Annotated in this window: 13 protein-coding genes; 9 read left to right on the forward strand and 4 right to left on the reverse strand. The window is 65.7% G+C overall.

Annotated elements, in window-relative coordinates; genetic code table 11:
• Positions 1 to 57 precede the first annotated feature (57 nt).
• Together ACIBW7_RS26290 and ACIBW7_RS26295 are read right to left on the reverse strand one after the other, a co-directional pair.
• Positions 58 to 1158, reverse strand: coding sequence for a transglycosylase SLT domain-containing protein (locus ACIBW7_RS26290; protein ID WP_397050634.1), 1101 nt, complete (start codon positions 1156 to 1158; stop codon positions 58 to 60).
• Positions 1155 to 1478 (reverse strand): type VII secretion target, encoded by a 324-nt coding sequence (locus ACIBW7_RS26295; RefSeq protein WP_397050636.1) that lies wholly within the window; start codon positions 1476 to 1478, stop codon positions 1155 to 1157. The genes ACIBW7_RS26290 and ACIBW7_RS26295 overlap by 4 nt, the downstream gene beginning before the upstream one ends.
• 147 nt (positions 1479 to 1625) lie before the next feature.
• On the opposite strand from ACIBW7_RS26295, the gene ACIBW7_RS26300 reads away from it, so the two are divergent.
• The 8 genes from ACIBW7_RS26300 to ACIBW7_RS26335 all read left to right on the forward strand — a co-directional run bounded on the left by ACIBW7_RS26300 (position 1626) and on the right by ACIBW7_RS26335 (position 9904).
• Positions 1626 to 2600, forward strand: a complete 975-nt coding sequence (locus ACIBW7_RS26300) for an NADPH:quinone oxidoreductase family protein (RefSeq protein WP_397050638.1) — start codon at positions 1626 to 1628, stop codon at positions 2598 to 2600.
• 81 nt (positions 2601 to 2681) lie between these two features.
• On the forward strand, positions 2682 to 3794 hold the full coding sequence (locus tag ACIBW7_RS26305; protein ID WP_397050640.1) for a winged helix DNA-binding domain-containing protein: 1113 nt from the start codon (positions 2682 to 2684) through the stop codon (positions 3792 to 3794).
• 131 nt (positions 3795 to 3925) lie between these two features.
• A complete protein-coding gene (locus tag ACIBW7_RS26310; protein WP_397050823.1) occupies positions 3926 to 5263 on the forward strand; it encodes an amidohydrolase family protein in 1338 nt (445 codons plus the stop codon).
• 172 nt (positions 5264 to 5435) lie between these two features.
• Positions 5436 to 6158, forward strand: a complete 723-nt coding sequence (locus tag ACIBW7_RS26315; protein ID WP_397050825.1) for an ABC transporter ATP-binding protein — start codon at positions 5436 to 5438, stop codon at positions 6156 to 6158.
• On the forward strand, positions 6158 to 7009 hold the full coding sequence (locus ACIBW7_RS26320; protein ID WP_397050642.1) for an ABC transporter permease: 852 nt from the start codon (positions 6158 to 6160) through the stop codon (positions 7007 to 7009). The genes ACIBW7_RS26315 and ACIBW7_RS26320 overlap by 1 nt, the downstream gene beginning before the upstream one ends.
• A gap of 20 nt (positions 7010 to 7029) precedes the next feature.
• A complete protein-coding gene (locus tag ACIBW7_RS26325; RefSeq protein WP_397050644.1) occupies positions 7030 to 8196 on the forward strand; it encodes a nitrate ABC transporter substrate-binding protein in 1167 nt (388 codons plus the stop codon).
• 27 nt (positions 8197 to 8223) lie between these two features.
• Positions 8224 to 9216, forward strand: a complete 993-nt coding sequence (locus ACIBW7_RS26330) for an isopenicillin N synthase family dioxygenase (protein WP_397050646.1) — start codon at positions 8224 to 8226, stop codon at positions 9214 to 9216.
• A gap of 31 nt (positions 9217 to 9247) precedes the next feature.
• Positions 9248 to 9904 carry a GntR family transcriptional regulator gene (locus ACIBW7_RS26335; RefSeq protein ID WP_397050648.1) on the forward strand — a complete coding sequence of 219 codons (657 nt, stop codon included), beginning with the start codon at positions 9248 to 9250 and terminating at the stop codon, positions 9902 to 9904.
• 59 nt (positions 9905 to 9963) lie between these two features.
• On the opposite strand, the gene ACIBW7_RS26340 is transcribed toward ACIBW7_RS26335, so the two are convergent.
• Positions 9964 to 11130 carry a low temperature requirement protein A gene (locus ACIBW7_RS26340; protein WP_397050650.1) on the reverse strand — a complete coding sequence of 389 codons (1167 nt, stop codon included), beginning with the start codon at positions 11128 to 11130 and terminating at the stop codon, positions 9964 to 9966.
• A 46-nt stretch (positions 11131 to 11176) separates the two neighbouring features.
• Positions 11177 to 11701, reverse strand: coding sequence for an Lrp/AsnC family transcriptional regulator (locus tag ACIBW7_RS26345; protein ID WP_397050652.1), 525 nt, complete (start codon positions 11699 to 11701; stop codon positions 11177 to 11179).
• 159 nt (positions 11702 to 11860) lie between these two features.
• Here ACIBW7_RS26345 and hppD point away from each other — a divergent pair, with 159 nt between their 5' ends.
• Positions 11861 to 13069, forward strand: a complete 1209-nt coding sequence (hppD, locus tag ACIBW7_RS26350) for a 4-hydroxyphenylpyruvate dioxygenase (protein WP_397050654.1) — start codon at positions 11861 to 11863, stop codon at positions 13067 to 13069.
• Positions 13070 to 13142 lie beyond the last annotated feature (73 nt).

The raw sequence follows: 13142 nt of genomic DNA on the forward strand, positions 1-13142 counted from the left end.
GAATCGGTTGAAGCGGTGGATGGTGAATGCCCAGTAGCGCAGCGAAACCCGGTTCGGTCAGTAGCCCTGATAGGCCCCGCCGCTGTTGACGGCCGCTACGCCTGGAACGTTGGATAGGGAACCGTATCGGTCGATGGCGTAGCGCGTTCCCGCGATGATGTTGTCGACCGGGTCGTAGATATTCTCGTGGCCGGGTGCCTTATATGCGTTGAAGGTACTGTCGATCGTCTGCATCAATCCCTTCGACGGGTGGCCCGCGGCGGCATTGCTGTCCCAATCGTTGACGATCAAGGGGTTGCCACCGGACTCGTGCTCGATGATCATGGCCAGGGCCCGCTCATCGATTTGATCCGGGCTGTATCCCATTTCGATCAACTTGGCCTTGGCCTTCTTGATCCATTCCGCGACGTCGCCCGTCGGCATCGCTCCGGTGGCATTGTGCGTACCACCGCTGGTTCCGTAATTCGATGTGCCGGAAGACGATCCGGAGCCGCCGCCGTTGTGGCTGCTCGTCACATAGCTGGGCTTGCTCGTGGTAGAGGTAGTGGCGGCCGGCGTCGTGCTGGTGTTCTGTGTCTGCGTCACACCGAGATTCGGGTCGCCGAGATCGTTGAAGGCAGCCTGCAACTTACCGACAGCATCGCGGATTCTGTCGCGGGCGGTGTTCGCGGCTGTCTCCGCAGCTTGCAATGCGAGGACGAGTTCCCACTGTCGACGTGCGGCTTCGTGTTGTTCGTTCATTTCGGTATTCGAGCCTTCGCCCTCGGCCCGGCGGATTTCGGCGATGCGCGGTGCGGCGCTGACGGTGCCATCGGCGGAGACCTCGAAGGGCGGATTCTGGTTGATGGCGTCGTTGCGCAGGCGCAGCACAGCGTCTTTTGCGCTTTGCAGGCTCTGTACCTGTTCGTTGAATGCCGTTTGGAGCGCGTGCAATTCGGTGCTCACCTTGCCGGCTCGGGACTTCTCGGTCTCCATCCGAGTGTTCGCCGCCTGGCCGGCGGCCCCGGACCAAGCTTTGGTGTCCTCGAGCCCCTTGGTATCGGTAACCCCCTTGCCGACGACGCCATCGAGGCCGTCCGCGACCTTCTTGGCTTGCTCGCCCGCGTCACCGAGCTTCTCCGGATGCCAGTTGCTGACATTGTCGATGGTGAGTGTCATGGCAGCTGCAGCCCGATCGTCTTCAGCTTGTTCGCGAATTCGTCCTCGGCCAACTCGTACTTACCCGCCGCGTTCTTCGTATTGTCGGCAATCGTGGTCAGCCGCTCGCCGATGCGCTGCATGCAGCGATTCACCGCGTCGGTGACTTCCGGTATGACGGATCCGAAGTCGGTACCGGGCAATGCCGCAGCCGCCACCGCGAAGCCTTCACCGGCATTGAGTTTGCCGATATCGCCCGCCTCGGTGCGCAGGTTGTCCGCGAATTTCTGCAGCGCGCCCGCGTCGACCCGCAGGGTCCCCGCGTCCATCTTCTCCACCACGAAAGACTCCCCCTTCGTCCCCACCTCAGGTCGCGGTCAGCATAGCAAAAACGGGTGGTGTGGACAGGGGGGCGACGGCGGGTGGTTAGGTTGGTCAGTGCGTCGGTGATGATGTGAGTGTCGCTGAATGGACAGAGAGGTCGGCATATGCGTGCAGCCCAGGTCAGCAAGCTGGAGGGGCCGGAAGCGGTCGAGGTCGTCGAGATTCCGGAGCCGGCGGCATATCCCGGGGGTGTGGTCATCGACGTGCACGCGGCCGGGGTGGCGTTTCCCGATGTGCTGATGACGCGGGGTCTGTACCAGATGAAGCCGGAGCTGCCGTTCGTCGTCGGCGGCGAGGTGGCTGGGATCGTGCGCGAGGCTCCGGAGGGCGCGCACATAAAGGCGGGGGATCGGGTGGTCGCGCTGACGATGCTCGGCAATGCCCTCGCCGAGGTGGCGGTCACGCCGACGCAGATGGTGTTCCAGTTGCCGGACAATGTATCTCTGCAGGCCGGGGCCGGAATCCTGTTCAACGATCTAACCGTGCACTTCTGCTTGCGCAACCGCGGCAGGCTGGCCGCGGGTGAGACCGTGCTGGTGCACGGCGCCGCGGGCGGCGTCGGCACCTCGACGCTGCGGATGGCGGTCGCGCTGGGTGCGAGCCGGGTCATCGCGGTGGTGAGCACCGAGGAGAAGGCGGCGGTCGCGCGTGCCAATGGCGCCACCGATGTGGTGCTGACCGACGGCTGGCTCGCGGCCGTCAAGGAGCTGACCGGTGGCCGCGGTGTGGATATCGTGCTCGATCCGGTCGGCGGCGACCGGTTCACCGACAGCATCCGCAGTCTCGCTCCGGCGGGCCGTCTGCTGGTGGTCGGCTTCACCGCCGGTGAGATCCCGACGGTCAAGGTGAATCGACTGCTGCTCAAGAACGTCGAGGTGATCGGCGCGGCCTGGGGCGAATGGGTGATGACCCATCCGGGCTACCTGACCGAGCAGTGGGAAGAGGTCGAGCCCCTGCTCGCCGCGGGCAAGATCGCGCCGCCCGAACCGGTGCTGTACCCGCTGGACCGCGCCGCCGAGGCCGTGGCATCCCTCGACAATCGCACGGCCGCCGGCAAGGTCGTCGTCACCCTGCGCTGACCATGAGCCGCCGCGAGCGAATTCTGTGACTGTTCGATGCGCGGTGCGGCAAATCGTGCGCGCCGGTACGGTGATCTGATCATGGAGCTGGCCAACCGGGTACTGAATCGGACATTGCTGGCGCGCCAGCATCTGCTGGAGCGTTCGGCGTTGACCGTGCCGGAGATGTGCGACCATCTGGTGGGTTTGCAGGCCCAGGATTCGCCACCGCCGTTCGTCGGATTGTGGAGTCGCATAGTGGATTTCGATCCCGCGACGGTTTCGGCGGGGCTGGAGGATCGCTCGCTGGTCCGAATCACCTTGATGCGCGGCACGATTCATATGGTCACGCCGCCGGACGCGCTGCGCATCGCACCACATATCCAGCCGGAGCTCGAAAAAGTTCCCTTCCGAAAGGGTTTCAACTACGGCGCGATGGTCGGGTTGGATCCGGATGAGGTGCGTGAGCACGGCGAGGCCGCGCTCGGTGACGAGCCGATGTCGGCGGCGGACCTGCGCGCCAAGGCCGCGGCGATCTACCCGGATCGCGATGCCGGTGCGGTGCTGCAGACCTGGCTGTACCAACTGCCCGTATTGCAGACTCCGCCACGCGGCAGGTGGAAGGACAACAGCAGGCCGGTCTGGTCCCGCGTCGAACCCTGGCTCGGGGCACCGCTCGAACATGGTTATCCGTTGGCGGAGTTGGTCTTTCGTTATCTGCGCGCCTTCGGTCCGGCCAGTACCATGGATATGCAGACCTGGTCGAAGCTGACCGGCATGAAGGCCGCCGTCGAACAACTCGGCGACCGCCTGCGCACCTACACCGACGAACGCGGCCGCACCCTCTATGACGTCGCCGACGGCGAACTCGCCGATCCCGACCTGCCGGCCCCGGTCCGCCTGCTCGGTTGGTACGACAATGCGATTCTCTCGCACCAGGATCGGACCCGAATCGTGCCCGACGGCATAGCGCCACCCCTGCGCGCATTCGCCGCCGCGGTGTCGCCGGTGCTGGTCGACGGCTACCTCGCCGGGTTCTACAAGATCTTCCTGGAGAGGGGCGTCGCTCGACTGCGCATCACTCCGACCCGGAAGTGGTCGGCCGCGGAGCGCACGGCGGTGGACGCCGAAGCCCATGCGCTGGTCGGTTTCCTGGAGGTCGATAAGCAGCGGAGCGTCGAAATCCTCGACGTGCACGCCGATCTGCGTCCCTGACCAGGTTTAACACCGTCGAAATACGGGGTCGTTAATCTGGCTCGCACGTCGTTCATGGCTGCAACGGACGATGGGGGCCGCCGAATCCGGGCGGGCGAACCAGCCGCATTTCCCAGGAGGAATGCCGCGTGGTGCGCAATCGACCCCATTCGTCTGTCATCGGCAATGTCACCGTCTATGCCCGTGTCGGCGCGGGTGCGCAATGGCTGTCCGGCCAAGACGTCGTCGTGGTGGACGGCGTCGTCACCGCGATCGGCACTGGCGCGGGGCGCGACCACCGTGCGCTGCCGTTCGTCGACGGCGACGGCGGTCATCTGATTCCCGGCTTCGTCAACACACACACCCACCTGCAGCAGGCCGTACTCCGCGGCATCGGCGAGGGCCTGCCGCTGCTGGAATGGCTGCACTGTGTCGGTGAGCGCACCGTCCTTGCCACCCCCGAGCAGACCTATCTCGCCGCCCTCGCCGGTGGCGCCGAATTGCTGCGCGGCGGCGTCACCACCGTGGTCGAACATCTGTGGCCGAATCGCTCGACGGCCGTGCACGACGCCATGATTCGCGCGCTGAATGAACTGGGCATCCGGGTCATCCTCGGTCGCGGCGTCGCCGACCGCGCCGATGTCACTCGCAAATGGGGTATCGATCCGCGACTGATGCAGCCGCTGCCGGAGGTCTTCGCACATATCGACGACCTGGATGCCCGGCTGGCCGGTTCGCGCATCGACACCGCGCTCGCGATCCCCAATCCGCGGTGCCTGACTCCCGACGGCATGGCCGCTGCCCGAGAATATGCCCAGCGGACCGGCAAGACCGTGTCGATACATGTACTCGAAACCTCCACCGACGAGGACATGTGCCGATTACATGCAGGCCGTTCAGCGGTGGACTACCTCGACGCGGGCGGCCTGCTCTGGGACCGGACCCTGGCGGTGCATTGCGTCCACCTCGACGCCGAGGGCCTCGCGGTGTTCGCTGACCGTGGCGTGGCCGTCTCCTACAACCCGCTGAGCAATATGCGCCTCGGCAGCGGCGCCGCGCCTGTGCTGGAGATGCTGGCTGCCGGAATCGATATCGGTCTCGGCGTGGACGGCGCCGCCAGCAACGACACTCAGGACATGCTGCTCGCGCTGCGCATGGGCTCCTATCTGCAGCGCGTCATCCGAAAACGGGCAGACATCCTGGGCTTCGACGACATGATGCGGCTGGCCACCTGCGGCACCCAACGCGCGCTCGGCCACCCGGTGACCGGTCCCGGCCTCGGGGTGGGGGACCGGGGTGACTGCGCGCTGATCCGCTTCGACCGGGATTTCGCCTGCCTGCCGGTGCTCGATCCCGGCGCCACCCTGCTGACCGCGGCCTCGTCGCGCGTGATGGACACGGTCTGGGTGGACGGGGAACCGGTGATTCGCGACGGCGTCAGCACCCGGGTGGATACCGACACTCTGGCGAACCGTCTTCGCAGCATGTGATCTTAATTAATCAGCTGGAAACCAGGCAGTAATTGCATGTAATTGAGATCAATGACACTGATGACAAGCAATGATTGCACGCAATATCTGATGGTCGGTGAGAGAAGGTCAAGTGAGGCAGATACTCCACAACACGGTCCAGGACGCCGATGCGAGGACGCTGCTCTCGGGCATGGAGGTGTCGTTTGTCAACGCGCACAAGCGATTCGGCGACACCGTCGCACTCGCCGATATCAGCCTCGATATCCGGCAGGGCGAATTCGTTGCCGTCGTAGGCCCGTCCGGCTGCGGCAAGTCGACGCTGCTGCGCTTGGCGGCCGGGCTCGAGCCGGTCAGCTCGGGAGCTGTTGCGGTGCGTACGGATTCGATCGGGTTCATCTTCCAGGAGGCCACCCTGCTGCCGTGGCGCACGGTGTCGCGCAACGTGGAGCTCTCCGCCGAACTGCGCGGGATCGACCGAAAGACTCGGCGCGCGCGGGCAACTCGCGCACTCGCCGCGGTCGGGCTTGCCGATTTCGCGAACAGCCTGCCCGGTCAGCTCTCCGGCGGCATGCGCATGCGCGTCTCGCTGGCCAGGGCGTTGTCACTGGAACCACGGCTGATGCTGCTGGACGAGCCGTTCGGTGCGCTGGACGAGATGACCCGCCTGAACATGCAAGAAGAACTGTTGCGGCTATACCGCGACAACGGTTTCACCGCGCTGTTCATCACGCATTCGGTATCCGAGGCGGTCTTCCTCGCCTCGCGCGTGGTCGTCATGTCCGCCCGACCCGGGTGTCTGCACGAGGTGATCGACGTCGATCTGCCCTACCCGCGCAGCCAGGAGCTGCGCTTCGAGCCCGCGTTCACCGAATTGGTCGGGTGGGCCTCCGATTCGCTGAAAGAGGCTTGCTGATGGTCAGTATCGCGGCACCGGTCGCCGCCTCGGCCGCACCGGCACAACGGCTTTCGCTGCGGGTGCGACCACGCGCCGCCCTCGCCAAGGTCGCGACACCGGTGATATCGATCGGACTGGCAATGGCCGCCTGGTACCTGGTCTCCCTGGTGGTGCTGGCCCCGGATCGCCGATTCCTGCTCCCGCCACCGCACGTCGTCTTCACTGAATCGCTGGCGAATCCGGCAAAGCTGGAGGTGATGCTGCGTGCACTCGGCGTGACCGCGAAGGTCGCGGTCACCGGGCTCGCGGTCTCGGCCGTGCTCGGTGTCGCCATTGCCGTGCTGATGAGTCAGGCCAAGCCGATCGAGAAAATCGTGTATCCATACGCCGTTGTCTTGCAGGCGATCCCGGTGCTCGCGGTGGTTCCACTGATCGGGCTCTGGTTCGGCTATGGCACCTCGGCCCGCACCATCGTCTGTGTGCTTATCGCGATCCATCCGATCATCGCGATGACGCTGTTCGGCATCCAATCCATCGATCAGAACCTGCGTGAACTGTTCACCCTCGGCCGGGCCGGTCGCTGGCGCAGGCTCATCGCACTCGAACTACCGGCCGCACTGCCCTCGATCATGACGAGTCTGCGTACCGCCGCTGGGCTTTCGGTGACCGGCGCGATCATCGGCGACATGTTCTTCGCGCAGGGCCGCCCCGGCATCGGCACCCTACTCGACAACTACCGCGCCCGACTGCAATCCGAGGACCTCATTGCCGCACTGGTGCTCGCGGCCCTGTTCGGCGTCCTCGTCTTCACGATCTTCACCGCCGCCCAACGGCTCACCGTCGGCCGCTGGCACGGCTCGGGCCGCTAGCCCCATTCCAGGAGAACCCCATGAAAATACCCTTGCGTCGCATCAGTATCGCGGCCATCGCCACCCTGGTGGTCGCCACCGGCGCCGCTTGCTCCGGTTCCGACACCGAAACCGCCGCCGTCGACCTCCCGGCCGCGCCCGCTGAACAGCAGCTGGCCGGGAAGTGTCCGAATACCGTTGTCGTGCAGCTGCAATGGGAACCCGAAACGGACTCCGGCCCGATCTTCGGACTGCTCGGCCCCGGCTATCGGGTCGATGCCGACAACAACAAGGTCACCGGCCCGCTGGTGGTCGACGGCAAGGACACCGGGGTCGACCTGGAGATCCGTGCGGGCGGACCGGCCATCGGCTTCCAGACTGTGCCCTCGCAGATGTATGTCGACCAGAGCATCACCCTCGGGCTGGCCCACTCCGAGCATTCGATAGCCGCGGCGGGCCAGCAGCCGATCGTCGCGGTGACTACGCTGTTGCGGAACAGCCCGCAGCTGCTGATGTGGGATCCCAAGACCCACCCCGACTGGCACGGAATCGCCGATATCGGGAAATCCGGAGCGCCGATCGTCGTTTCGCAGGGCCAGCTCTATCCGGACTGGCTGGCGGCGCGGGGACTCGTCGACCCGAAACAGATCGATGCGTCTTACGACAACTCGCCGTCCCGCTTCGTCGCGGGCCCGTCCTTCGCGCAGCAGGGCTTCGTGAACTCCGAGCCCTACGTCTACGAGCACGAGGTCCGCGCCTGGGGCAAGCCGGTCGGCTATCAGCTGCTGCGCGACGTCGGCTACGAAGGTTACGCCCGCACCGTCAACGTCCGCGCCGACCGACTGAACGAGCTGCGCCCCTGTCTGCAGCGGCTCGTCCCGATGATCCAGCGGGCCACCGCGCAGTTCCGAGCCGACCCGTCGCACGTGAATGCTGTTGTCGTCGACGTGGTTTCGAAGAACACCAAGTTCAGCCCCTACAGTGCCGAACTCGCCGCCTACGGCTCGAAGGCGCTCATCGATGGCGGCCTGATCGGCAACGACACCGACGGTGCGGTCGGCAGTTTCGATATCGCCAGGGTGCAACGCGTGATCGACGAATTCGCCCCGATCCTGCGCCGTGGGGGCGCGAACGTGCCGAACAATCTGACCGCCGACGCCATCGTCACCAAGGAATTCCTGGACCCGACGATCGCCGTCGGCAGCTGAAACCCAACGCAGACAAGGACGGACACCATGACCGCCAGTTACGACCTGTCCGAAGTATCGCGCGAGCAGCAGATGGGCGGCCTCGGTGCGGAGACCGACGCCCGCGAGATCCGCGTTATCGATCTGACCGACTTCGACGAGCGTCGCGCCGAGATCACCGAACAACTGTGGGCCGCGGCTACCGAGATCGGCTTCTTCCAGCTCTCCGGCCACGGCATCCCGCAGGACCGGATCGATGACGTATTCGCCCGCACCGCGGAGTTTTTCGCACTCCCGGAAGCGACCAAGGCGCAGTACCCCCTGGTCAAAGCGAACAATGCAGGCTGGGAGAGCCTGAGCCAGGTGCGCCCGTCCATCGGCGTGCCCGACCAGAAGGAGTCCTATCAGATCACCCGCCCGCATATGAGCGAGCTGTGGCCGAGCGAGGCAGAAATGGCCGGATTCCGTAGCGAGATCCTGGATTTCGAGCATCGGGCATGGACCGTCGCAATGCGCGTGCTGTCCTGCTTCGCCGATCGCCTCGGCTTCGAGCGCGACCACTTCACCAAGGCGCACGATCCGAATTCCGCGCAGTATCAGAGCACGCTGCGGTTGCTGCACTACTTCCCGGTGCCAGCGGAACCGCACGGCGTTCCCGGTCGCTGGCGGGCGGGTGCGCACACCGACTTCGACTGTCTGACACTGCTTTTCCAGCGCGACGGACAGGGCGGCCTGCAGGTGTGCCCCGGCAAGGAGATGCACGAGCAGCAGTGGACCTCGATCACCCCGTCATCCGCGCTGATCACCTGCAATATCGGCGATATGCTCACCCGCTGGAGCGATGACGAATTGCCCTCCAACTTCCACCGGGTGCGCAGCCCGGGCACGGGCGAATACCAAGGCGACCGCTACAGCATCGCCTACTTCGCCCAGGCCGACCGCGACGCCGTGATCCAGGGGCCACGGCACACCTACCCGCCGGTCACCGCCGCCGACTTCCTCACCCAGCGTGTGCAGGCCAACTACCGGTCGCACGGGTAATTTCAGCAGCGAGAGGAAAGGAAACACTGCGATGACCGACCCGGATGCGACGACCGCCTCCGCGCTGCTCGGCGCCTCCGTGCACCGGCAGGTCAGGCAGATGGTGCTGACGGGTGAGCTGGAGCCGAGCGCGCCGTTGAGCGTTCCGGCGCTGGCCACCCGGCTCGGCGTCAGCCGCAGTCCGGTGCGCGAGGCCGTTCAGCAGCTCATTTATGAGGGCCTGGCCGTCAATGTCCCGCACGCGGGCGCTCGGGTCGCCGCAATCGACGACGACCAGGTGCGCGATGTGCTCGCGGTGCGGGCCGTACTGGACGGCCTGGCCGCCGCCGAGGCCGCGGCGAAACTGACCGAGGCCGATCTGGCGAAGCTGGCGACGATCCTGGCCGAGCAAGAGGCGAACCTGCGCGGCGCCGCCGACACCGCCCGCGATACCGAACTCGACCTGGAGTTCCACACCTTCATCCGGGACCGGGCCGGCAACCGCCCGCTCGCCGACGAACTGGCCCGGCTCGAAGCCCAAGCGCATCTCTACCGCGGCGATCTCTGGCGTTCCGAACTCAACCGTCGCGTCGCCCTGCGCGAACATCGCCGCATCGTCGAAGCCCTCGAATCCGGGCACGCGCAGGACGCGCGCGCGGCGGCCGAGGCGCACGTCTGCGGACTTGTCACCCGCCTCGGCCGACGCTGACCGGTATCGGGTTTGCCTGCGGCGGTGGCGGATTCGTGTCGCGGGGTCGCCACCCTGCACTACGTCGAACGTGGTCGACGTCCGACCCGTACCGCAGGCAACGGCTGACCGGGCCCGGCCACCAACTGCTCGGCGATATCGGTCGCGATCAGCACACCTGCGGTGAGTCCCACCACGGCGATGGCGGGCAGCGCCGAAGACACCGTGGCGACCACGATCAACGCGATGGCCGCGGCGAGGCGGGTCGTGGCCACATTGCGGAGCATCCGCCACCGATTCACCACCAGGGCGACGAGGAATAGCGCCGCACCACCCGGTGCCAGCGCGGCGGCTACCCCGTGCGCGGTGTGCACGGGATCGGCGACCGCATGCCCCAGCCCGACGGCCACCGCGACCAACCCGGACACCAGCCCCAAATGCCCATAGCTCAGCACATCTCGCACGATCAGCCCGGGTGTGGGCATCGTCGCCAGGGCGTGCTCGAGCAGTCGCGCCGAGCGGTGGAAATAGATCCACCACAGCCCGGCGCCGACGAGGAAGGCCAGCACCAATGTGGTCACCACCGCCGGATCGAGGCCGGTCGCGGCGGCCTGCGCGCCCGCGTCGACCACCGATTCGCCCAGCGCGATGATGATGAACAGACCGAACCGCTCCACCAGATGCGAGACCCCGATCGTCCGATCGCGCAAGGCCCGGGCGTACAGCAGCGGTGCTGCCAACTGCACGACGAGCGCGCAAGTCCAGGCCCATATCCGTGTGTGCTCAGGTAGCGGCGCGGTCGCGAATATCGCTATGCCGGTGACCAATCCGATGCTGAAGGGGTTGATGGTGGTCGCGAATCCGTTGGTCCGGATGACGGCGACGAACAAGAGGATCCGCAGCAATAGATGCGCACCCGCGAAAACCATTGCGGCCCCGCGTGGTTGGTCGAGCGCGGCGGGCGCGGCCACCGCCATCAGGAAGATGCACAGCCCGGAACCGAACAGCACCAAGCGCTGAGCGTTGTTCTCCTCCACCGTATTCACCAGGATGGTGACCCCGACCCACCCCCACCACAGCGGCGCCAACAGCACCAGCGCATGGCCGAGCGTGCCGATCGAGGTGTGGTGGCCGAGTACATGCGCGGTCTGCGTGACCGCGAAGACGAGGACCAGGTCGAAGAATAGTTCCGCCCAGGTGGCGCGGGCATGGGGTGTTGCGGTGGTGGATTCGGCAGGCTCGCTCATCGAAATCTCGTACTCGGTGACACTGGAAGTACGAGCCTAGATGGATTCAGCGCTCCGGGTTGTCCCGGTAGGCGGGCGCTTTCGTCGTTCCAGTCGGTGTGAGCGTGCGCAACAGCGGCAGCGTCCGGTGCCCGACCACGGTCGACAGCACGATCACACTGTGCGAGCGCACCACCGAACTCGTCCGGTCGATGCTCAACAACACCGCCTGCAGCCCGGCATGTGAATCCGCGCCGATCCGGCACAGCACATCGCCGGAGCCGGTGGTCGCATATGCCTCCAGCACACCGGGAATCGCGTCGAGTTCAGCCGCTACCGTATCCAGCGCGCCCTGTGCAATCTCCAAGGTGACGAAGGCCTGTACATCGAAACCCGCTGCGGTGACATCGATTTGCGGATCATAGGAGGAGATGACGCCCGACTCCTCCATCCGCGCGATGCGCGACTGGACGGTGGCCCTGGCGACCCGGGTGCGCCGGGACAGCTCGAGAATGCCCGCCTTCTGATACTCGTGCATCGCGGTGAGGATGGCGAGATCGAGTTCATCCAGTTTCGCGGGCGTGCGCGACATGACGGCCTCCGTTCGGGGCGCGACCGGCGTGGTGCGGGTCACTTGTGATGCTATTCAAATTGTCCAGCATCAGGGGTGACTTGCTAGCCGATTTCGCCATAGTGTCTAACCGAAATTGGTGATGTTGCCTATCCGATGGGGCGGCGATTTCCTTGGATCATGACCATCGAGCATCTGCGGAATGCCCAGCGACAGCGCGGGCCGCTGCCCACCGACGGTGAGTTGCGCCGCCTGGTCGGGCTGGTCGATCACGACGACAGCGTCGATCCGTTCCCGGTCATCGGCTGGGACGCATTGGTGTGGGTGGTCGGCAACGCGACCCAGACCGCGCACTTCCTGGAATCCGCCTTCGGCATGCGGCTGGAGGCCTACTCGGGGCCGGAGACCGGCAACCGCGATCACAAGGCCTATGTGCTGCGCAGCGGTGCGGCCAGATTCGTCGTTACCGGCGCGGTCACCCCGGACAGTCCGCTGGTCGCACATCACGATCGGCACGGCGACGGCATTGTCGATATCGCGCTCGAGGTTCCGGATGTGGACCGCTGCATCGAATGGGCACGCACGCACGGCGCGACGGTCCTGGTCGAACCACATGACGACACAGACGAATTCGGCACCGTCCGCTCGGCCGCCCTGGCCACCTACGGCGAGACCAGGCATACGCTGATCGACCGCTCCGAGTACTACGGGCCGTATCTGCCCGGATATGTCGCCCGCCGCTCCGGATATCAACCCCGCGCCGGCACTCCGACCAGGCTGTTCCAGGCCATCGACCACGTCGTCGGCAATGTCGAGCTCGGCATGATGGACGAGTGGGTCGAGTTCTACCGCCGTGTCATGGGATTCACGAATATGGCCGAATTCGTCGGCGACGATATCGCCACCGAATACTCGGCGCTGATGAGCAAGGTGGTAGCCAATGGCAATCACCGGGTGAAGTTCCCGCTGAACGAACCCGCGATGGGAAAGAAGCGTTCCCAGATCGACGAATACCTGGAGTTCTACCGCGGTCCGGGCGTGCAGCACATCGCGCTGGCCACCAGCGACATCCTCGAATGCGTCGATGTATTGCGCCGCGAGGGCGTCGAATTCCTCGAAACGCCGGACAGCTACTATTCCGATCCCGAACTACGCGCCCGCATCGGCCATGTCCGCGTCCCGGTGCGTGAACTGCAGCGCCGCGGCATCCTGGTCGACCGCGACGAAGACGGCTACTTGCTGCAGATCTTCACCAAACCGCTCACCGACCGCCCGACCGTCTTCTTCGAACTCATCGAACGCCACGGCTCACTCGGCTTCGGCAAGGGCAACTTCAAGGCCCTGTTCCAGGCGATCGAACGCGAACAGGCCGCGCGCGGAAACCTCTGACCAGACCAACGATTCCCACTACCAGCCACAACGGAGCGAGTCTTACGAGCGAGGAGTTCGCGGCCCGTCTCGC

The organism is Nocardia sp. NPDC049526 (assembly GCF_044465765.1).
Lineage (GTDB): Bacteria > Actinomycetota > Actinomycetes > Mycobacteriales > Mycobacteriaceae > Nocardia.